Source organism: Sediminicoccus sp. BL-A-41-H5, from assembly GCF_050632405.1.
In the GTDB taxonomy this organism is placed as follows: Bacteria; Pseudomonadota; Alphaproteobacteria; order Acetobacterales; family Acetobacteraceae; genus Roseococcus.
The window spans coordinates 2,362,535-2,382,992 of record NZ_CP192601.1 but is presented as its reverse complement, the minus strand read 5'-3'; the positions used below and the strand labels follow the sequence as shown (position 1 = coordinate 2,382,992).

The following is a 20,458-nucleotide window of genomic DNA, read 5'->3' as shown; positions in this document are numbered from 1 at the left end:
GTGCAGGAAACGAGTTTCCTGCCGGGGTGAAGGGGCAGAGCCCCTTCCTTACTGCCGATACCCCGGCGGTTTCTGCCGCAGCGTCAGCCCCGGCAGCACCGCGACCAGGCAGAGGATGCCCACGATCAGGAAGGCGTCCCGGAAGCCCAGCATCTGCGCCTGGGCTTCCACCATCCGCATCATGAAGTCATGCGCCGCGTCGCGCCGGATCACTTCCGACAATCCGCCCTGGGCGTAGAGGTTTTCCAGCAGGCGGCGGGTTTCGAGGGTGGTGCTGCCGCCATCCACCAGCGGGCCCAGGGTTTCGGCGTGGAACTGCGTCTGCCGTTCGAGATGGACGGCGATGAGGTTGGTCCCGAAGGCCCCACCCAGCATGCGGCAGAAATTGATCGTCCCCGCCCCCTGGCCAAAGAGGGCGGGCGGGAGGGCCCGCATGGCGCCGACATTCATGTTGGGCATGGTGAGGCCGAGGCCCACGCGCCCGATCAGGATCCAGATGGCCAGTTCCCAGAAGGGCGTATCGGTGCCGACCAGGCGCATCAGCCAGCAGGAGAGGGCGAAGATGCCAAGCCCGAGGCAGACCGGAATCCAGGGCGGGATGAAGTCGGCCATGCGCCCGGCCATGAGGAAGACGAAGGCGACGACCAGGCCGCCCGGCATCATGATCAGGCCCGAGCGGGTCGGCGTGTAGCCCTGCACGATCTGGACCAGGAGAGGCAGCAGGTAGGTCGAGCCGAAGATGGCGCCGCCATAGATGAAGGCGACCAGCGCGGCCGCCGTGAAGCCGCCATGGCGGAAGACGCCCAGGTTCATCAGCGGCGCCGGCGTGATCCCCTGCCAGATCAGGAAGGCGAGGGTGGCGACAAGGGCGACGGCAAGCTGGCCCACCACGCGGTCGGAGTTCCAGCCATCATGCTGCCCGTCGGTGAGGCCGGAGAGCAGCGTGCCGATGGCGATGGCCAGCAGCGCGCAGCCCAGCCAGTCGAATTGCCGCGCGGCGCCGGTGGCCAGCCGCCCCGGCATGAAGAAGAAGCTCATCAGCAGGCCAAGGGCGGCCGTGGGCAGGCTCAGGAAGAAGACGGCGTGCCAGGAGAATTCATCCACCAGGAAGCCGCCCAGCGCCGGGCCGATGGCGGGCGCCATGACGACGCCGAAGCTGAACAGCCCCATGGCGGTGCCCCGCCGCTCGGGCGGGAAGACCAGGAAGATCACCTGCATGGAGAGGGGTTGCAGGAGCCCGGCCGCCGCCCCCTGCGCCACGCGGCAGGTGACCATCACGGCGGTGGAGGTGGCCACGCCTGCGAGGATGGAGGAGAGGATGAAGACGCTGATGGCGAAGCCATAGGTGCGGCGAAAGCCGAAGCGCTCCACGGCCCAGGCGTTCAGCAGCATGAAGCCGGTATTGGCGGCGAGGAAGCCGGTGGAGAGAAGCTGGCCCTCTTCGTGCCCCATGCCGAGCGCGCCCACGATGTCCGGCAGGGCCACGACGACGATGGTGGAGGAGAGGATGGTGGAGATGGTGCCGGTCAGCGCCGTCAGCGTCACCCACCAGCGGTAGTTCGGCCCGAAGCGGGCGAAGAGCGCCTCGACGGTCGGGCCGTCCTTCACCCGCCGGTCGCACCCGTCACGCGCACCAGCATTCCGGGGCGGAGAAGGCCGGGCGGGGGCGGCGGGTCGAGCCGCACGCGCAAAGGCAGGCGCTGGGTGATGCGGGTGAAGTTGCCCGAGGGGTTGGCGCTGGGCAGCAGGGCGAATTCGCTGGTCGCGGCCTCCACCATGCGGTCCACCACGCCGGTGAAGACCTGGCCCGGCCAGGCATCCACGGTGACGGTCACGGCCGAGCCCGGGCGGAAATGCCGGACGTCGGTTTCCTTCACGTTCGCCTCGATGCGGATCTGCGCCGGGCTGTGCACCATGATGATGCGCTGCCCGGCCAGCACATATTCGCCCGGGTCCATGAAGATGCGGTCCACCACGCCGTCGAAGGGCATGCGGATGGTGCGGTCGGCCAGGTCCAGCGCGGCGCGGTCGCGCGCGGCGGTGAGTTCGCGCTCCTGGGGCCCGAGGGATTCGAGCTGGCGGGCGATGACCTGCATCTCCTCCCGCGCGGCCTGGGCGAGGGCCATCAGCGCCTCGGCGTTGCGGATCTCGGCGGCGGCGGCGATGGCGCGCTGGCGGGAGGCGTGGAGGGCGGCGCTGAGCATCTCCACCCGCTGGCGGGTGCCGGCGCCGGTCTGGATCAGGCGCTCGGCGCGGCCGAGTTCGGCCTCCGCGAAGTCGCGCTCGGCCTCGGCGGCGGGCAGGGTGGTGCGGGCGGCATCGAGCCTGGCCTCGGCCGCGGCGCGCTGGCTGGCGGATTGGCGGTCCACCATCGCGAGGCGCGCCTCAAGCTCGCCGCGGCGGGCGGCGATGCCGGCGAGGCGGGCGTTGAGCTCCTCCACGGCGAGGGTGGCCTCGCGCGCGTCAATCTGGACGAGGAGCTCGCCCTCGCGGAGCGAATCGCCGGCGGTGACGGGGAGCGCCTGGACCCAACCGGGGACGCGGCTGGCCAGGATCACCATGTCGGAGGCGACTCGGGCATCGTCGAGGACGACATGGGTGAACTGGAAGTGAAGCCAGCGCGCGCCGAAGCCGAGGGCAACGAGGAGGGCGAGGGCCGCGCCCGCGAGCCGCGCCCGCTGGCGCAGCGTCATCCCCCTGACCTGCCGGACGCCGTCGCGTGTTCCGCGATCGGCCGGCGCGATATCCATTGCCGCATCCTTCCTGGCGCGCGCGTGGCGCGACCATTCAGCAGCATAGGCACGCTTTGGTTGTCAGGACAATTCAGCGCCGCGCCTTGAAGGCGGCGGCGAGGGTGCCGTCATCCAGCACATCCAGCGCGCCGCCCATGGGCACGCCCTGGGCCAGGCGCGTGACGGGAACGCCGAGGGGCCGTAGCCGGTCCGCCAGGTAATGCGCGGTGCTGGCGCCCTCGACCGTGGCGGGGAGCGCCAGGATTACCTCGCGGATGCCGGCTGCGCTGGCGCGCTCCAGCAGCGGGGTGATGGAGAGCTCCTCCGGCCCGACGCCGGCCAGCGGCGAGAGCGTGCCGCCCAGCACGTGATAGAGGCCGTGATGCGCATGCGCGCGTTCCAGCGCCCAGAGTTCGCCGACACCTTCCACGACGCAGATCAGCCCCTGGTCCCGGTCGGGCTCGGTGCAGATGCGGCAGGGGTCCGAGGCGTCGAGATTGCCGCAGACCGAGCAGGGTTTCACCGCCTCGGCCGCCGCGCGCAGCGCATCGGCCAGCGGCAGCATGCGCGTCTCCGGCGCCATCAGCATCCGCAGCGCCGCCCGCCGCGCGCTGCGCCGGCCAAGGCCGGGCAGCTTGGCGAGAAGCTGGATCAGATGCTCAACAGGATCATTCGGCCGCACAAAACCCCCGAATCCTTACTGCGGGCGCAGCCCGCCTTCCGCCCCCCGGTGCCCCGAAGCGGCTCCGCCGCGAGGGCAGAGCCACGCTCCCAGGACCAATCCCAACCCGGGGCCCCCGGAAAATCGCGCAGCGATTTTTGGGGAGTATCAGAACGGAAGCTTGAGGCCGGCGGGCAGGCTCATGCCGGCGGTGGCCTTCTGCATCTCCTCCGCCATCATCGCCTCGACCTTCTGCTTGGCGTCGCCATGCGCGGCCACGATCAGGTCTTCCAGCACCTCGCGGTCATCGGCGGTCATCAGCGAGGGATCGATCGCGATGCGGCGCAGTTCGCCCTTGCCGGTCAGCTTCACCTTCACCATCCCGGCGCCCGCCTGGCCCTCGACCTCGGTGGATTCGAGCTTGGCCTGCATCTCCGCCATGCGGGTCTGCATCTGCTGGGCCTGCTTCAACATATTGCCGAGATTCTTCACTCAATCCTCCTCTGGAAAATCAAACCCCGCGGCTTCGGCCTCGGGCGGCGCGAATTCGGGGAAATCGGGTTCTTCGTCGCGGATGATGGGCTTCAGCCCGTATTCATCCACGGTCTCGTCGCGCACGGCGTCGAGCTGCGCGCCGGGGAAGGCGAGCAGGATGGCTTGCACGATGGGGTGGCTCTGCGCCGCGCTGCGCCGGTCGGTCTCGGCGGCGCGGGATTGTTCGGCGAGCGTGGGTTCGCCCTCGGCATTGCTGAGCGCGACCGTCCAGCGCGCGCCGGTCTTCTCCTCCAGCAGCGCCTTGAGCTGCGCGCCCAGGTCGCGCGGCGCCTGGGGGCGGACGCGGATCTCGACCTGGCCAGGTGCCACGCGGACGGGATGCACGTCATGCAGCAGGTGCGCGTGCAGCAGCGCCTGGTTGGCGGCCGACGCCATGGCCGCGATCTCGCGCCATTGCGTCGGCAGGGGGGCGGTCGCCACGGCGGCCACCGCGCCACCGCCTGCCACCATCCGCATATTGCCGCCGCCATTGGGCCCGGGCGCGGGCGCGCCGCCGCCGGCCGGCACGGCGCCGCCCGATTCGAGGCGCTTCAGGATTTCGCCCGGCGTCGGCTGCTCGGCCACATGGGCGAGGCGGATCAGCACCATCTCGGCCGCGGCGCGGCGATCAGGGGCGGCCATCACCTCTTCCAGGCCCTTCAGCAGCATCTGCCAGGCACGCGTCAGCATGGGCACGGAGAGGCGCGCGGCGAGCGCCGCGCCGCGCACGCGCTCATTCTCCGGCAGGCCCATATCCTCGGCCAGCGCCGGGATGGCGGCGAAGCGCGTGAGCATGTGGGTCTGCTCGAGCAGATCCTGCATGATGGTCAGCGGCTCGGCCCCGCGCTCATGCCCCTCGGCCATGCGCTGCATGGCGTGCGGCAGGTCCGCGTTCATCACCGCTTCCAGGATGTCGAAGACCAGCGCGCGGTCGGCCAGGCCCAGCATGTCGCGCACCGATTCGGTGGTGACGGCGCCGCCATCGCCGGCAAGCGCGATCGCCTGGTCGAGCAGGGACAGCCCGTCGCGCACCGAGCCATCGGCGGCGCGGGCCAGCATGGCGACCGCGCCCTCCTCCAGGCTCGCCTGCTCCTTCGCGGCGATGTTCTGAAAATGCCCGCGCAGGCGCTCTTCCGGGACGCGCTTCAGCGAGAAGGTCTGGCAGCGGCTGCGGATGGTGATGGGCACCTTGCGCAGCTCGGTGGTGGCGAGGATGAAGGTGATGTTGGGCGGCGGCTCCTCGAGCGACTTGAGCAGGGCGTTGAAGGCCTGCTCCGTCAGCATATGGACCTCGTCCAGGATGAAGACCTTCTGGCGGCCCTGGGCGGGGCGGAAGCGCAGCGCCTCGCGCAGCTCGCGCACGTCATCAATGCCGCGGTTGGAGGCGGCGTCCATCTCCACCACGTCCGGGTGGCGGTCGGCCAGGATGGCGACGCATTCGGGGCAGACCCCGCAGGGGTCGGCGGTGGGCCCGCCCTTGCCGTCCACGCCCACGCAGTTCAGCGCGCGGGCGATGATGCGGGCGGTGGTGGTCTTGCCCACGCCGCGCACGCCGGTCAGGAGGAAGGCATGGTGCACGCGGCCGCGCGCGAAGGCGTTGCGCAGCGTGCGGACCAGTGCCTCCTGCCCGATCAGGTCATCCAGCACCTGCGGGCGATACTTGCGCGCCAGCACGCGATAGGGCGTGGGCTTCGCGGGCGCTGGGGCGGGCGCCACAGGCGGCGGCGCGGGCGCGGCGGCGGTTGCGGGCGGCGGATCATCGAAGCCGAAGAGGCCCGGCCCCTCGGGCGGGGGCGGTTCGGGCAGGCCCTCCTCGGGGCTGGGTTCGCCGTAGAGATCGCTGGGCATCATCCAACCGGGGGGTGCGAGAGAGGGTGGAAGGCCGGCGGCGACCCGAGCAAGAACCCGTTACGGCTGCTTCCTTCCGGACCTGACCGGGTTGGCGAGGAGCCCGTCCGCACCGACCTTCCGCGACAAGATATAGCACGCGCGGGCGCGCTTGCATCCCGGGGGTCGTAACCTTTGCGCCGGCCCCCCCGTAGTCCGGACATTCCCTTGCGAAGGCTGTCCTCCATGCTGATCCGCCGCGCCCTCTTTGGTCTTGTCCTCGCGTCCCCCGCCGCCGCGCGCAGCTTCGCCGAGCGCGGCGTGGCGGTCCGCGGGGTGGATGTGGTGGCCTATTTCACCGAGGGCCGGATGGTCCGCGGCCGGGCCGAGCATGCGGCCGAGTGGGACGGGGTGCGCTGGCTCTTCGCCGGTGCCGCGAATCGCGCCCGTTTCCTGGCGGACCCGGCCGCCCATGCGCCCGCCTATGGCGGCTTCTGCGCCTGGGCCGTGGCGCAAGGCTACACCGCGCCGACCGATCCCAGCGCCTGGCGCATCGTGGAAGGCCGCCTCTTCCTCAACTACGACCACGCGGTGAAGCGCCGCTGGGAGCGGGACATCCCCGGCCACATCGCGCAGGGCGACACCAACTGGCCGCGCCTCAGCCAGGCCGGGTAGTCAGCGGGTCCTCACCGCCGCAGGATGCCCCCGCTTCAGGGAGAGACATCCATGCCCAGCCTCGAGATCGACGGCTATCCGATTTCCTATGCCGAGGCCGGCGATCCCGCCGCCCCGCCGCTCCTGCTGGTGCATGGCACGCTGGGCGATCAACGCAGCTTCGCCCCGCAGATGGAGGCGCTGGGTGCGGCCTTCCATGTGATGTCGCTCAGCATGCGCCACGCCTGGCCCGGCAAGTGGGAGGAGGGCGGCGACTTCACCATTGATCGCCACGTGGCCGATGTCGCGGGTTTCATCGCGAAGCTCGGGCGTGGGCCGGTGCGGCTGCTCGGCCATTCGCGCGGCGGCCACATCGCCTTCCGCGTGGCGGAGCGGCACCCGGCGCTGGTGCGCGCCCTGGTCCTGGCCGAGCCGGGCGGCGAGTTGGATGAGACGCTCGGCGGCAAGCCGGCCAGCGGCAAGCAGGCCGGCGGATTCGCCGCCGCCGCCGCCCTGGTCGCCGCCGGCGACGAGGAGGGCGGGCTGCGCCTGGTGGCCGAGCAGACCGGCGGCCCCGGCGCCTGGGAGCGCCGGCCGGAGGTGCGCAAATATCTCGGCCGGGACAATGCCCGCACCCTGCTGGGCCAGCTGCATGAACGCCGCGCGCCCTATTCCCGCGCCGCCGCGCAAGCCGTCGGGGCCCCCACCCTGCTGCTGGGCGGCGCCGACAGCCAGCCGCATTTCGGCGTGATCATGGATGCGCTGGAAGGCGCCATGCCCAACACGCGGCGCGTCACCATCGCGCACGCCACGCATGGCCTGAACCACGACAATCCGGAGGATTTCAACGCGGCGGTGCTGGAATTCCTGGCGAAGACGTAAGCGTCACGCCCGCGTGGCGAGGATCGCCGCCGCCAGGTCCTCGCCCGCCCAGCCCACCGACTTGAACAGCGTGACCTGCGCCGGATCGGTCCGCCCCGGATGCACGCCGCGGCACAGCTCCGCCAGTTCCGCCGCCACATGCTCGCGCGTGATGTGCCCTTCCGCGATGGCCTGCACCACGTCGCCCGCCTCGTTGAGTCCGCCGGCATAGGTGTCCACCACCACCAGCGCGCGCGCCACCGCCGCGCCATCCACCTCACGCAGGTCGCGGCGATAGGCGCCGACCAGGTCGAGATGCGTGCCCGGCGAGAGATCGGCCCCATGCACCAGCGGCATGGCGGAGAGCGTGGCGGCGGCGATGATGTCGAAGCCGGCCGGCTCGGGCCGCGCGACCGCATGGGCCGGGACGCCATGCGCTGCGAGGCGCCGGGCCAGCGCCCCGGCATTCGCCGCGCGCGGGGACCAGATGGCGATCTCGGTCAGCGGGAAGCTCGCCGCATAGGCTTCGGCCAGCGCGGTGGCGACGCGGCCCGAGCCCAGCAGCAGCATGCGGCGGGAGTCGGGGCGCGCCAGATGCCGCGCGGCCAGGACGGAGGTGGCGGCGGTGCGCCGGTCGGTCAGCTCGCCGCCATCGAGCAGCGCCACCGGCTCGCCCGTCACGGCGTTGGAGAGGAGGTAGGCGGCATGCACCGCGGGCAGCCCGCGGGGGCCATTGCCCGGCGAGACATGCACGATCTTCACGCCGGAATGGGTGGCGTTGGTGGCCGGCATCAGCAGCAGCGTGCCCGATTCCGGGAGGGGGTGGGCGTGGCGCAGGGGCGCCTCGCAGCCGGTCCGGAAGATCTCGCGCAGCGCCTCGATCAGCGCGGGCCAGGGCAGGCGCGCGGCGATTTCGGTCTTGTCAAGATGCAGCACCGCATGGCTCCCGTCGAATGCGCGATTGATCCCGGACGCTTCCTAGCGCAGCATCGCCCCTGTAACGAGCCGCCCCCTGGAGGAGCGGCATGAGGTCTGGGAGTTTCCGAATGAAGCCGATGCGGCGCAGCCTTGCCACCCTGGTCGGTGTGGCATCCACCCTTTTCGCGGCGGCCCTGCCGGCCCAGGCCCAGGCGCCGGCCGCCCCCGCCGCCCCGGCCGCGGCCGCCCCCGCCAGCACGCTGGATGCGATCCGTGCCCGCGGCACGCTGGTCTGCGGCGTGAGCACCGGCCTCGCCGGCTTCGCGCTGCCCGACAGCCAGGGCAACTGGCGCGGCTTCGACGTGGATTACTGCCGCGCGCTGGCCATCGCGATCTTCAATGATCCGACGAAGGTGCGCTTCGTGCCCACCACGGCCCAGGTGCGCTTCACCGCCCTGCAGTCGGGCGAGGTGGACATCCTGAGCCGCAACACGACCTGGACGCTGAGCCGCGACACCTCGCTCGGCTTCGATTTCGCCGGGATCAACTTCTTCGACGGCCAGGGCTTCATGGTGAAGCGCAGCCTGAACGTGCAGAACGCCCGCCAGCTGGACGGCGCCACGGTCTGCGTGCAGCCCGGCACCACCACCGAGCAGAACCTGGCCGACTGGGCGCGCGGCGCGCGGGTGAACATCCGCCCCGTCGTCATCGAGCGGCTCGAGGACAATGTCGCCGCGTACAACGCCGGCCGCTGCGACGCCTATACGACCGACGTCTCCGGCCTCGCCGCCATCCGCGCCACGCAGCAGAACCCCAATGACCACGTCATCCTGCCCGACGTGATCAGCAAGGAGCCGCTGGGCCCGCTGTACCGCCATGGCGACCAGCGCTTCGGCGACCTGGTGCGCTGGATTCATTTCGGCCTGCTTGGCGCCGAGGAATTCGGCATCACGGCGGCCAACGCGCAGCAGATGCTGGCGAGCGACCCGCGCCCCGAGGTGCAGCGCATCCTGGGCCGCACGGGTGAGCTGGGCCGCATGCTCGGCGTGGACAATGCCTGGATGCTCAACATCATCCGCGGCGTGGGCAATTACGGCGAGATCTTCGAGCGCAACCTGACGCCGATCGGCCTGCAGCGCGGCCGCAACGCGCTCTGGACCACGCCGGGCGGCCTGCAATACGCGCCGCCCTTCCGGTGATCTGAAACCGGCCGTCCCGGAGGTGCGACTGCCTCCGGGGCGGGCAGTTCCGGTCCCACCCGCCCCGGGTGGAGACTCCTTCATGTTTCAGACGGCGCATGTTCTGAGACACTGGCTCTGAGAGATCGGGCCGCAGCGCCCCGGTCATGGCCGGGGCGCCTTCCACCCGCAAGGCGGAACACCGCCACGGGTTTCATTCTTGAGGGGTCAGGCAAACATGTCCGGCGCTACCGATCCACGCCTGCTTCGCAAGGCGCCGCCAAAGCCGATCCGCCTGTCCTGGGCGGATGAGCGTTTCCGCAACATCATCTGGCAGGTGCTGGTGGTGGGGGGCGTCTTCAGCGTCATCTATTGGCTCTGGTCCAACACCAGCTACAACCTGCAAGTCCGCCGGATCGCCACGGGCTGGGACTTCCTCTGGCGCGAGGCGGGGCTGCCGATCGGCGAGAGCCTGATCGAATACGACCCTTCCATGTCCTATTTCCGCGCGCTCCAGGTGGGCGTGCTGAACACGCTGAAGGTGGCGCTGATCGGCATCGTGCTGGCGACGATCCTGGGCACGCTGCTCGGCATCGCGCGGCTGTCGAAGAACTGGATGCTGAACAAGTTCGCCGCCGCCTATGTCGAGATCGTGCGGGACCTGCCGCTGCTGCTGCAGCTGCTCTTCTGGTACGCGCTGCTCCAGGGCCTGCCGGGCCCGCGCCAGGCGCTGAACCCGATGGATGGCGTGTTCCTCTCCAACCGCGGCCTGAAGCTGCCCTTCTTCGTCTGGGAAAGCGCCCATTCCTGGGCCCTGCTGACCATGGTGGCGGGCGTGGTGGCGACCGTTCTTTACCGCCGCTGGGCGCGGGCGGCGCAGGCGCGGGATGGCCAGGCGCGGGCGGTCTGGCCGGCGGCCGTCGCCTTCATCCTCGGCGCGCCGATCGCGGTCTGGGTGGCGATGGGCGCCCCCTTCACGCCGGACGTGCCGGCGCTGCGCGGCTTCAACTTCCGCGGCGGCATTGACGTCAGCCCCGAATTCTTCGCCCTCCTGCTGGGCCTGACGCTCTATACGGCGGGCTTCATCGCCGAGATCGTGCGCGCGGGCATCCAGGCGGTGAACCAGGGCCAGTGGGAGGCGGCGGAGGCGCTGGGCCTGCCGCGCGGCCGGGTGATGAGCCTGATCGTCCTGCCGCAGGCGCTGCGCGTGATCATCCCGCCGATGACCAGCCAGTTCCTGAACATCACCAAGAACTCCTCGCTGGCGGTCGCGATCGGCTACCAGGACATCGTCAGCATCGCGAACACGACGCTGAACCAGACCGGCCAGGCGATCGAGGGCATCGCCATCATCATGCTGGTCTATCTGACGATCAGCCTGAGCATCAGCCTCTTCATGAACTGGTACAACAAGCGCATCGCGCTGGTGGAGCGGTGACCATGCGGGCCTTCCCGAACCCATCCGGCCACCCGACCTCCTGGCCCGGCGCGCCCGCGCTGCGGCGAAGCCAAGGCCGCGGATGCGGCCGCCCGGCGCCTGAGGGCACAAGACAATGAGCGACATCACGGCGGGCACGACCCTGCATGCCTCGACCGCCGCGCGCACGGCGCCGGTGAACCTCGTCGGGCCCGTGGCCTGGATGCGGGCCAATCTCTTCGCCAACTGGTGGTCCACCGCGATCACCCTGGCGCTCGGCTACCTGCTGATCCGCTTCGCGGTCAGCTTCGTGGACTGGGCCTTCATCAACGCCATCTGGTCCGTCCCCGTCAGCCCGCAGGGGGTGGCGAACACCGAGGCCTGCCGCGAGGCCAAGGGGGTGGGCGCCTGCTGGGCCGTCATCACCGAGAAGCACCGCTTCATCCTCTTCGGCACCTACCCCTATGACGAGCACTGGCGGCCGCTGCTGGTCTGCTTCCTCTTCGTGGGCCTCTACATCGTCTCGGCCATGCGGCGCTTCTGGCGCTGGGAGCTGGCGCTGATCTGGGCGGCGGTGCTGACCGCCATCGGCATCCTGATGTGGGGCGGCGTCTTCGGGCTGAGCTATGTCCCGCAGGAGCGCTGGGGCGGGCTGCCCATCACGCTGATCCTCGCCACCTTCGGGCTCGCCTTCGCCTTCCCGCTGGCGATCCTGGTGGCGCTGGGCCGGCGTTCCTCGCTGCCGGCGATCAAGGTGCTCTGCGTGCTCTATGTCGAGCTGATCCGCGGCGTGCCGCTGATCTCGCTGCTCTTCATGGCGAGCGTGATGTTCCCGCTCTTCCTGCCGGAGGGGATGAACATCGACAAGCTGCTGCGCGCGCAGATCGCCATCATCCTCTTCGCCGGCGCCTACCTGGCGGAAGTGGTGCGCGCCGGCCTGCAGGCCCTGCCCAAGGGCCAGTACGAGGCGGCGGACGCGCTGGGGCTGAGCTACTGGAAGAAGACCGGCCTCATCATCCTGCCCCAGGCGCTGCGGCTGGTCATTCCGCCGCTGGTGAACACCTTCATCGGCTTCTTCAAGGACACCTCCCTGGTGCTGATCATCGGCATCTTCGACCTGCTGACGGCCGGCAAGACCGCCATCATCGAGCCCTCCTGGCAGGGCTTCGGCGTCGAGGTTTACATTACGCTCGGGCTTATCTACTTCATCTTCTGCTACGCCATGTCCAAGTATAGTGCCGGGCTCGAAACGGAACTGAACAAAGGGCGGCGTAGATGAGCAACACCAATGCCCACCGGCGGCAAGACCGGAATGCCAAGCGCAAGGCTTTCATCCACCTAGCCCGGAGACCGGACGTCCATGTCGGCTGCTGAAACCCTCGCCTCCTCCGTCCGCGCCGATGCGCCGCCGGCCATCTCGCTCAAGGGCGTGAACAAGTGGTTCGGCGCGCTGCATGTGCTGCGCGACGTGAACCTGGATGTCGCCATGGGCGAGCGCGTGGTGGTCTGCGGCCCCTCGGGCTCGGGCAAGTCCACCCTCATCCGCTGCATCAACCGCCTGGAGGAACACCAGGAGGGCCAGATCATCGTGGACGGCATCGAGCTGTCCAACGACCTCCGCAGCCTGGACGCCATCCGCCGCGAGGTCGGCATGGTGTTCCAGAGCTTCAACCTCTTCCCGCACCTCACCATCCTCGAGAACTGCACGCTGGCGCCCATCTGGGTGCGCAAGATGCCGAAGAAGGAGGCCGAGGAGCTGGCGATGGAATACCTGACCCGGGTGCGCATCCCGGAGCAGGCGAACAAGTATCCGGGCCAGCTCTCGGGCGGCCAGCAGCAGCGCGTGGCCATCGCCCGGGCGCTGTGCATGAAGCCCAAGATCATGCTCTTCGACGAGCCGACCAGCGCGCTCGACCCCGAGATGATCAAGGAGGTGCTGGACACCATGATCATGCTGGCCGAGACGGGCATGACCATGATCTGCGTGACGCATGAGATGGGCTTCGCCCGCACGGTCGCCGACCGGGTGATCTTCATGGACCGCGGCGAGATCGTGGAATCGGGCGAGCCACAGTCGCTCTTCGCCAATCCGAAGACCGAGCGGCTCCAGACCTTCCTGAGCCAGATCCTCAGGGGGCACTGAGCGGGGCGGCCACTGAGTGACCGGAGATGCAGGAACCTGAGGTTCTTGCCCGGGAGCGCGAGGGGCGGAGCCCCTCGCAAGAACCCGCTTTGCGCGAGGGGCGGAGCCCCTCCTTCCCTTCGATATTGATGCGCCGCAAGGCAGCCATGCGGCGCCCATGTTTGTTGTGGAACGGGCGCGGGCCTAACGCTGCGCGCCGTTCCATCACAAGGCCTTCCCCGTGAGCGCCCCCAGCAACAAACTCACCGCCGCCTCGCTGCTCGGTGTGCTCGGTATCGTCTATGGCGATATCGGCACCTCGCCGCTCTACGCCATGCGCGCCGCCCTCCTGCATTTCGACGAGGGCGGCATCGAGCGGTGGGAGATCCTCGGCATCCTCTCGCTCATCTTCTGGGCGCTGATGCTGACGGTCACGCTGAAATACGTGCTGATCATCCTGCGCGCCGACAACCGGGGCGAGGGCGGCATCATGTCGCTCATGGCGCTGGCCCAGCGCTCGGCCGAGACCGCGCGCGGGCGGCTCATCATCGCCATGATCGGCATCACGGGCGCGGCGCTCTTCTTCGGCGACGGCATGATCACGCCGGCCATCTCCGTGCTGTCGGCGGTGGAGGGGCTGAAGGTCATCAACCCCGCCTTCGAGGAGGTGGTGCTGCCCATCACCCTCGTCGTGCTGATCGCGCTCTTCCTCGTGCAGTATCGCGGCACGGGGAGCATCGGCGCCTTCTTCGGCCCGGTCTGCGCGTTGTGGTTCGCCGTGCTCGGCCTGCTCGGGCTGATCGAGGCGCTGCACAACCCCGAGGTCTTCGCGGCCATCAACCCCTGGTATGCGCTGCATTTCGCGGCGCACTATCATTTGGCCGCCTTCATCGCGATGGGCGCCGTGGTGCTGGCCGTGACGGGCGCCGAGGCGCTCTATGCCGACATGGGCCATTTCGGCCGCCGCCCGATCCAGGCGGCCTGGATCTTCTTCGTGCTGCCCGGGCTGGCGCTGAACTATTTCGGCCAGGGCGCGCTGCTGCTGCGCGACGCGTCGGCCATCGAGAACCCCTTCTACCTGCTCGCCCCCGAATGGTTCCGCCCCTTCCTGGTGGTGCTGGCGACGGCGGCGACCATCATCGCCTCCCAGGCCATGATCTCGGGCGCCTATTCCATCGCGCGGCAATGCGTGCAGCTGGGCTTCGCGCCACGCCTCGACGTGCGCCACACCAGCGCGACCGAGGAGGGGCAGATCTACATGCCGCAGGTGAACTTCATCCTGCTGATCGGCGTGCTGATCCTGGTGCTGGAGTTCAAGAACAGCGACAGCCTGGCCGCCGCCTATGGCCTCGCCGTCACCGGCACCTTCCTCTGCACCACCCTGCTCGCGCTGCTGGTCTTCCGCCGGCAATTCGGTTGGAATCCGATCCTGGTGGGGATGGTCTTCCTGCCCTTGCTGCTGCTCGACCTCGCCTATTTCTTCGCCACCGCGCTGAAGATCCCCGAGGGCGGCTATGTGCCCGTCATCATCGGCGGTGTCGCCTTCACGCTGATGTTCACCTGGTATCGCGGGCGCGAGCTTCTGTTCGCACGTTTCCGGCAGGACAGCCTGCCGCTGAAATCCTTCCTCGCCCGTCTGCCGCAGTCGCGCACCACGCGCGTGCCCGGGATGGCCGTCTTCATGACCGGCCAGGCCGACTACCTGCCCGGCGCGTTGCTGCACAACCTCAAGCACAACAAGGTGCTGCATGAGCGCGTGCTCTTCGTGACGGTGGCGAGCGCGGACATCCCGAGCGTCGGCGCCGATCGCCGGGCGGAGGTGACGGAGCTCGGCCCCGACATCCACCGCGTCATCCTGCGCTACGGCTTCCAGGAAAGCCCGAACATCCCGCGCGAGCTGGAGCGCCTGGCACAGCAGGGTCTGATCGGCTTCGAGCCGATGCAGACCAGCTATTTCCTGGGGCGCGAGACGATCGTGGCCGCCGCCGTGCCGAAGATGTCGCGCTGGCAGCAATGGCTCTTCACGCTGCTCAGCCGCAATTCGGTGCCCGCGACGGAATTCTTCAAGATCCCGTCCGACCGCGTGGTGGAGCTCGGCGTGCGCGTGGCGATCTGATGCTCCTCTTCCTCCGGTCGCTCGTCTTCAATGTGCTGTTCTTCGGCGTGGCCGGCAGCTTCGCCGTGCTCGGTTCGCCCCTGCTGCTGGGCCCCAAGCGCTTCCAGCGCCGCGCCATGGGCTGGCTCGCGCGGCTGCTCGTCTGGATCATGGAGAAGACCTGCGGCATCGAGGTGCGGGTCACGGGGCGCGAGCACCTGCCGGCCGAAGGCGCGGCGCTGATCGCGAGCAAGCACCAGTCGGCCTTCGACACGCTGGTCTGGTTCGCCATCGTCCCCGACGTCACCTATGTGATGAAGCAGGAGCTGTTCCGCATCCCCCTCTACGGCGCCTTCGCGCGGCGCGCGGGGATGATCGGCGTGGACCGCGAGGGCGGCGCCAAGGCGATGCGGCAGATGATGCGCGAGGCCCAGGTCTCGGCCAGCGAGGGGAGGCAGATCGTGATCTTCCCCGAGGGCACGCGCACCACCATCGGCGAGCGGAACGAGTGGCATCCGGGCATCGTGGCGCTGGCCTCGGCGACGAAGCTGCCCGTGATCCCGGTCGCCACGAATTCCGGGAGGTTCTGGGCGCGGCACCACTTCATCAAGCGGCCGGGCGTGCTGGTCATCAGCATCCTGCCGCCGCTCGTGGATGTGCCGCGCGACCGGCTGCTGGCCACCCTCGAAGAGGTGATCGAGGCTGAGCAGCGGTTGATTGATTAGAGCTTAATCCCATCCATCTGGATCATACCCTGCTGCGGCGAACATGCGCTGACACTCGCGCGGGGTGACGCGGTCGAGAATGCGCCCGATGGCGTTCCACAGGGTGTCGATGGTCCGCGCAGCCTCGCGGCGCAGCAGCGCCTTCAGCTTGGCGAACAGGTTCTCGATTGGATTGAAGTCCGGGCTGTAGGGCGGCAGGTAGAGCAGATGCGCACCCTTGGCCTCGATGAGGGCCCGCACGGCCGGGCCTTTGTGGCTGCTGAGGTTGTCCATCACCACGATGTCGCCGGCCCGCAGTTCCGGCACGAGCGCTTGCTCCACCCAGGCTTCGAAGATGAGCCGGTTGACTGGGCTGTCGATCACGAAGGGCGCGACCACGCCGCTGCTGCGCATCCCGGCGATCAGCGTGGTGGTTTTCCAATGGCCGTGGGGGATTGCCATGCGCAGGCGCTCGCCACGCGGGCAGCGGCCATGGCGTCGGGCCATGTTGGTGCTGGCCCAGCTCTCGTCGACGAAGATCAGGCGCTCAGGATCGAGGTCGAGCTGCGCCTCGAACCAGGCTTCGCGCCGGCTCAGGACGTCGGGGCGTTGCTGCTCGGCTGCGTGCGCGGTCTTTTTTTGCGCGTGTAGCCGCGACGGTCGAAGAAGCGCCAAAGCGTGCCGTAGCCGAAGCGCAGGCCCCGTTCGGCAAGGGCTACGCGCAGTTCCAGCAGCGTCATGTCGCGCTGCGCGTGAAACACTTCGAGGATCGTCTCAGCCTCGGCCTCCACAACATGGCTGCGCCGATCACCACCAAGCGGACCGTGCATCGGCACCGCACCCTCGGCGGCAAGGGTACGCCAGCGGCTGACGCTGGCTGCGCTGACCTTGAACCGCTCGGCCGCCTGGCGGTGCGTGAGGCCTTCTTCCAACACCGCAGCCAGCGTGCGCTGCCGTAGATCCAGTGAGAGCGCCTTCGACATCCAGCCCGGCCTCCACGCTCCGGAAGACAGCGTGAATCAGAAAACAGCCGTTCCGGGAATCCCCACGATTCAGTCAGACCGGATGACGCTCTAGCTTTTTTTGCCCTCAAGCGCCGGGCGCGCGCGTCCGCGCGCTTGGCTTCGCGGCATAGGCCGCGGGCCGCAGTCGCGGCCTCGGCCCGTCGGGCCGCTGGCTCTTGAGCGCCGCTGCGCTCAGGCCGGGGTCAGCGCCTCGGCGATCGAGGTGAACATGGGCAGGCCGTCGGTGCCGCCCACCAGCGGGTCCACGCAATTCTCGGGGTGCGGCATCAGCCCCATGACGCGCGCATTGGGCGAGCAGATGCCGGCGATGGCGTTGATCGAGCCGTTGCGGTTCTCGCCCTCGTAGCGCAGCACCACGCGGTTCTCGCCTTCCAGCTTCGCCAGGGTCTCGGCATCGCAGAAATAGTTGCCGTCGCCATGCGCCATGGTGGCGCGGAAGGTGGCGCCGCGCTGGAAATGGCGGGTGTAGGGCGTGTCCGTGCGCTCCACGCGCATCACGCAATCCATGGCGAGGAAGCGCAGCGAGGCGTTGCGCAGCAGCGCGCCGGGCAGCAGACCCGATTCGCAGAGCATCTGGAAGCCGTTGCACACGCCCAGCACATGGCCGCCGCGCTCCGCATGGGCGCGGATCGCGGCCATGATCGGCGATTGCGCGGCCATGGCGCCGCAGCGCAGGTAGTCGCCATAGGAGAAGCCGCCGGGCAGGACGACGAGGTCGGTGCCCGCGGGCAGCTCCGTGTCCCGGTGCCAGAGCATGGCGGGCTTCACGCCCGTCACGCGGTGGAGCGCGATGGCCATGTCCCGCTCGCGATTGGTGCCGGGGAACATCACGATGGCTGCCTTCATGCCGAATTCTCCAGAACTGCGATCCCTGGGCCCAGGCTATAGGCCAGGAGGCCCCGCGGGGCCATGGTTTCAATCCTCGGCCGCCGGGCCGGCGGCGCGGTTGGGCAGCAGGTGGCGGAACAGCGCCTGGCGCTCGCGCACCTGTTCCAGGCTGGGCTTTTCCATCTCCGGGATCTCGCGCTCGGGCCCCGTCAGCGCCACGCCCATCACGCCCGAGAGCAGCAGGATGGGGGCCACCAGCATGCAAGCGGGGAAGACGGTGCGCGGCGTCAGGTCCCGCATCCAGCCGGGCGGCAGCAGCCAATAGGCGATCCACATCAGCGGCAGGGCGGCGATGGCCATGGCGCAGAGCATGGCGGAGAGAACGGCGGCCGGGATCACCGGGAAGAACAGCAGGATGCTGCCGCCACTCATCCCAGCAGCATCCTCATCCAATGCAGCCCGCCCAGGATGACGGTGGTGCCGATGGCGGCGATGGCGGCGGCGGTGACCCAGCGGTTGGCCTTGGCCTTCTGCGCCGCGATCCAGCCCTGGCGGGGCTGGGGCTTGCCGCGGGTGAGCGGCAGCCGTTCCTCGCGCCAGCGCAGCCCCATCGCGACCAGCACGGTCAGGACCGCCATGATGATGAGCGAGGCCTTCACCATGGGTAGAAGAGCCAGCCGACCGGGTTGCGCCAACCGTCCAGCAGCAGGCTGATCGGCCAGAAGAGGCCGCCCAGGAAGCCTTTGGAGAGCAGGAAGAAGACCTCGGTCAGCCAGTAGTTCGAGACGATGGGCGGGCCGAAGAGAAGGTAGGCGGCCACGGTCAGCACCCGCCAGCCCGCGAAGCCGAGGGAGAAGAACACGAACCAGCGCAGTGAGGCCGCCCGAACGGTCACCTTGCCTCCGGTTGCCTCACCTCCGCTCACATCACCTCCACGGTGAAGCTCTCGATCACGGTGTTGGCGAGGAGCTTGCGCGCCATGTCCTCGCCGGTGGCCTTGGCCTTCGCGGCGTCCGTCTCGGCCAGTTCGACGATCATGACCTTGCCCACGCGCACCTCGCCCACGCCGGCGAAGTCGAGGCCCGCCAGCGCGCGCTCGATCGCCTTGCCCTGCGGGTCCAGCACGCCGGCCTTCGGAAACACCGTCACCTTCAATCGCGTCATCCAATCCTCCGGCCCGATGGCCCAACCAAAACCCACCGGAAGCTTCCGCCCCCCGGTGCCCTGGTGAAGCTTGGCTTCACCAGGATGAACCCACTCCCCCAGGATCAGCACCAATCCAGGGCCCCCGCGAAAACACCACTTCGGTGTTTTCGTGGGGAGCTACTGCACAGTCTCCGGCCCCTTCATGTCGCGCATGCCGGCCTCGGGCAGGATGCCGAGGCGGCGCGCCACTTCCTGGTAGCCTTCCTCGACCTTGCCGAGATCCCGCCGGAAGCGGTCCTTGTCCATCTTCTCGCCGGTCTTGCTGTCCCAGAGGCGGCAATTGTCGGGGCTGATCTCGTCCGCGACGACGATGCGCATCTCGTCATTGTCGTAGAGGCGGCCGAACTCCAGCTTGAAATCCACCAGCGTGATGCCGACGCCGAGCATGAGGCCCGTCAGGAAGTCGTTCACGCGGAGCGTGAGCTGCACCATGTCGTCCAGGTCATGCGTCGCGGCCCAGCCGAAGGCGGTGATGTGCTCCTCGCTCACCATCGGGTTCTGCAGCGCGTCGTTCTTATAATAGTATTCGATGATCGAGCGCGGCAGGCGCGTGCCCTCCGGGATGCCGAGGCGCGAGGCGAGCGAGCCCGCGGCCACGTTCCGCACCACGATCTCGAGCGGGATGATCTCCACCTCGCGCACCAGCTGTTCGCGCATGTTGAGGCGGCGGATGAAATGCGTGGGGATGCCGATCTCGCCCAGGCGCGTCATCAGGTATTCGCTGATGCGGTTGTTCAGCACCCCCTTGCCGGTGATGGTGCCCTTCTTCTGCGCATGGAAGGCGGAGGCGTCGTCCTTGAAATACTGGACAAGCGTGCCGGGCTCCGGGCCTTCGAACAGGATCTTGGCCTTGCCTTCATAGATCTGGCGGCGGCGAGCCATGGGGCGTGGTCCTTCTGGAATCCGGCAACCTATAGCAGCAATGCCCCCAAGCTGGCACCCGTGCGGGCGCCGGGCCTCCTTGCGCGGGGCGCGGGTTAGAGCGGGACGGGCGCGAATTCCGTCCGGTCCGGCGGGCCGGGGGCGAAGAGCCAATGCCGCGCGCCCTGGCGGCCCAAGGCCAGCAGCGAGGCGCAGACGGTCCCGAAGCCGCCGAGGGGAGGGACGTTCAGCGCCTCGGCCGTCGCACCCTCGGAATCGGCCAGCAGCTCGGGCCAGGCGCCCCAGTCGGGCGGGGAGGGAGGGGCCGCGGCCTGGAAGCGGGGCAGGTGCCGGGCGGTGCGCGGGCTGGTCACGTCATTGGGCGGATGCGCCGTGACCATGGAGATCCCCTCGGGCAGGGCGATGGGCTGCGCGTGGCCCGCACCCAGGCCGGGCAGGAACCAGGCGGTGGCCGCATCGGCCAGCACCAGGTTGAAGGGCCGCCAGAGCGCAGCATCCAGGGCAGCGATGCGTTCCGCGGCGGCGGCCGCACTGACGTCCTCCAGCGCGATCAGCGGCAGGTCGCCGCGCGAGCGCTTGGCCGGATCGGGCCCGAGGCTGCCCACGCGGTTCAGCACGGCGCAGACCACGCCATGGCGGTTCATCGCCATCCAGGTGCCGCCCGCGAGCGTGTCCCGCCCGCCGATGACCCCCGGCCAATGCTCGGCGGGGGGCTGCCAGGCGCGGTCCAGCCGTTCATCCCGGTTGGCGGCCAGCAGCAGCGGCCAATCGGTGCCGGGGCGGCGGAGGAGGATCACGGTGCACATGAGTGGCG

The 20,458-nt window shown here is 69.4% G+C and carries 22 protein-coding genes and 1 other RNA gene; 8 read left to right on the top strand and 15 right to left on the bottom strand.

What is annotated here, in order from left to right; all coding sequences use genetic code 11:
- Positions 1-48: 48 nt before the first annotated feature.
- The 6 genes from ACQ860_RS11690 to ffs all read right to left on the bottom strand — a co-directional run bounded on the left by ACQ860_RS11690 (position 49) and on the right by ffs (position 5,897).
- Entirely contained in the window at positions 49-1,608 is a 1,560-nt protein-coding gene (locus tag ACQ860_RS11690; protein WP_431303533.1) for a DHA2 family efflux MFS transporter permease subunit, read from the bottom strand.
- On the bottom strand, positions 1,605-2,750 hold the full coding sequence (locus ACQ860_RS11685) for an HlyD family secretion protein (RefSeq protein ID WP_431303532.1): 1,146 nt from the start codon (positions 2,748-2,750) through the stop codon (positions 1,605-1,607). The genes ACQ860_RS11690 and ACQ860_RS11685 overlap by 4 nt, the downstream gene beginning before the upstream one ends.
- A gap of 73 nt (positions 2,751-2,823) precedes the next feature.
- Positions 2,824-3,414, bottom strand: coding sequence for a recombination mediator RecR (gene recR, locus ACQ860_RS11680; RefSeq protein WP_431303531.1), 591 nt, complete (start codon positions 3,412-3,414; stop codon positions 2,824-2,826).
- Between the two features lie 147 nt (positions 3,415-3,561).
- Positions 3,562-3,885, bottom strand: a complete 324-nt coding sequence (locus ACQ860_RS11675; RefSeq protein ID WP_431303530.1) for a YbaB/EbfC family nucleoid-associated protein — start codon at positions 3,883-3,885, stop codon at positions 3,562-3,564.
- On the bottom strand, positions 3,886-5,775 hold the full coding sequence (locus tag ACQ860_RS11670) for a DNA polymerase III subunit gamma/tau (RefSeq protein ID WP_431305749.1): 1,890 nt from the start codon (positions 5,773-5,775) through the stop codon (positions 3,886-3,888).
- A gap of 25 nt (positions 5,776-5,800) precedes the next feature.
- Positions 5,801-5,897: signal recognition particle sRNA small type (gene ffs, locus ACQ860_RS11665), an RNA gene on the bottom strand.
- A 103-nt stretch (positions 5,898-6,000) separates the two neighbouring features.
- Between ffs and ACQ860_RS11660 the strand changes: the two genes are divergently transcribed.
- Together ACQ860_RS11660 and ACQ860_RS11655 are read left to right on the top strand one after the other, a co-directional pair.
- A complete protein-coding gene (locus ACQ860_RS11660; protein ID WP_431303529.1) occupies positions 6,001-6,429 on the top strand; it encodes a YHS domain-containing (seleno)protein in 429 nt (142 codons plus the stop codon).
- 51 nt (positions 6,430-6,480) lie between these two features.
- A complete protein-coding gene (locus ACQ860_RS11655; RefSeq protein ID WP_431303528.1) occupies positions 6,481-7,290 on the top strand; it encodes an alpha/beta fold hydrolase in 810 nt (269 codons plus the stop codon).
- Between the two features lie 3 nt (positions 7,291-7,293).
- Here ACQ860_RS11655 and ACQ860_RS11650 read toward each other — a convergent pair whose 3' ends face one another.
- Positions 7,294-8,205, bottom strand: a complete 912-nt coding sequence (locus ACQ860_RS11650; RefSeq protein WP_431303527.1) for an ornithine cyclodeaminase family protein — start codon at positions 8,203-8,205, stop codon at positions 7,294-7,296.
- Positions 8,206-8,315: 110 nt separating this feature from the next.
- Between ACQ860_RS11650 and ACQ860_RS11645 the strand changes: the two genes are divergently transcribed.
- The 6 genes from ACQ860_RS11645 (at position 8,316) to ACQ860_RS11620 (ending at position 15,724) form a co-directional block, all read left to right on the top strand.
- Positions 8,316-9,386, top strand: coding sequence for an amino acid ABC transporter substrate-binding protein (locus tag ACQ860_RS11645; protein WP_431303526.1), 1,071 nt, complete (start codon positions 8,316-8,318; stop codon positions 9,384-9,386).
- A gap of 217 nt (positions 9,387-9,603) precedes the next feature.
- Positions 9,604-10,803 carry an amino acid ABC transporter permease gene (locus ACQ860_RS11640; protein ID WP_431303525.1) on the top strand — a complete coding sequence of 400 codons (1,200 nt, stop codon included), beginning with the start codon at positions 9,604-9,606 and terminating at the stop codon, positions 10,801-10,803.
- Between the two features lie 115 nt (positions 10,804-10,918).
- On the top strand, positions 10,919-12,061 hold the full coding sequence (locus ACQ860_RS11635; protein WP_431303524.1) for an amino acid ABC transporter permease: 1,143 nt from the start codon (positions 10,919-10,921) through the stop codon (positions 12,059-12,061).
- 81 nt (positions 12,062-12,142) lie between these two features.
- A complete protein-coding gene (locus tag ACQ860_RS11630; RefSeq protein WP_431303523.1) occupies positions 12,143-12,925 on the top strand; it encodes an amino acid ABC transporter ATP-binding protein in 783 nt (260 codons plus the stop codon).
- Positions 12,926-13,145: 220 nt separating this feature from the next.
- Positions 13,146-15,020 (top strand): potassium transporter Kup, encoded by a 1,875-nt coding sequence (locus ACQ860_RS11625; RefSeq protein WP_431303522.1) that lies wholly within the window; start codon positions 13,146-13,148, stop codon positions 15,018-15,020.
- Positions 15,020-15,724, top strand: coding sequence for a lysophospholipid acyltransferase family protein (locus tag ACQ860_RS11620; RefSeq protein WP_431303521.1), 705 nt, complete (start codon positions 15,020-15,022; stop codon positions 15,722-15,724). The genes ACQ860_RS11625 and ACQ860_RS11620 overlap by 1 nt, the downstream gene beginning before the upstream one ends.
- Positions 15,725-15,727: 3 nt before the next feature.
- Here ACQ860_RS11620 and ACQ860_RS11615 read toward each other — a convergent pair.
- The 8 genes from ACQ860_RS11615 to ACQ860_RS11580 form a co-directional block, all read right to left on the bottom strand.
- Positions 15,728-16,686, bottom strand: a protein-coding gene (locus ACQ860_RS11615) for an IS630 family transposase (RefSeq protein ID WP_431302838.1) whose coding sequence is annotated in 2 segments (ribosomal slippage) — positions 15,728-16,335 and positions 16,335-16,686 — 960 coding nt in all. Because the reading frame shifts where the segments join, the coding sequence is not laid out codon by codon here.
- A 213-nt stretch (positions 16,687-16,899) separates the two neighbouring features.
- Positions 16,900-17,574, bottom strand: coding sequence for a phosphoribosylformylglycinamidine synthase subunit PurQ (gene purQ, locus ACQ860_RS11610; protein WP_431303520.1), 675 nt, complete (start codon positions 17,572-17,574; stop codon positions 16,900-16,902).
- Positions 17,575-17,643: 69 nt separating this feature from the next.
- Positions 17,644-17,988, bottom strand: coding sequence for a hypothetical protein (locus tag ACQ860_RS11605; RefSeq protein WP_431303519.1), 345 nt, complete (start codon positions 17,986-17,988; stop codon positions 17,644-17,646).
- On the bottom strand, positions 17,985-18,218 hold the full coding sequence (locus ACQ860_RS11600) for a hypothetical protein (protein ID WP_431303518.1): 234 nt from the start codon (positions 18,216-18,218) through the stop codon (positions 17,985-17,987). The genes ACQ860_RS11605 and ACQ860_RS11600 overlap by 4 nt, the downstream gene beginning before the upstream one ends.
- Positions 18,212-18,451, bottom strand: a complete 240-nt coding sequence (locus ACQ860_RS11595; RefSeq protein ID WP_431303517.1) for a hypothetical protein — start codon at positions 18,449-18,451, stop codon at positions 18,212-18,214. Before ACQ860_RS11595 ends, ACQ860_RS11600 begins: the two co-directional genes overlap by 7 nt.
- Positions 18,452-18,477: 26 nt before the next feature.
- Positions 18,478-18,720 (bottom strand): phosphoribosylformylglycinamidine synthase subunit PurS, encoded by a 243-nt coding sequence (gene purS, locus ACQ860_RS11590; protein ID WP_431303516.1) that lies wholly within the window; start codon positions 18,718-18,720, stop codon positions 18,478-18,480.
- Between the two features lie 159 nt (positions 18,721-18,879).
- Complete coding sequence (gene purC, locus ACQ860_RS11585; protein ID WP_431303515.1) at positions 18,880-19,644, bottom strand: phosphoribosylaminoimidazolesuccinocarboxamide synthase; 765 nt, start codon at positions 19,642-19,644, stop codon at positions 18,880-18,882.
- Positions 19,645-19,739: 95 nt separating this feature from the next.
- Positions 19,740-20,450 (bottom strand): NRDE family protein, encoded by a 711-nt coding sequence (locus tag ACQ860_RS11580; protein WP_431303514.1) that lies wholly within the window; start codon positions 20,448-20,450, stop codon positions 19,740-19,742.
- Positions 20,451-20,458 lie beyond the last annotated feature (8 nt).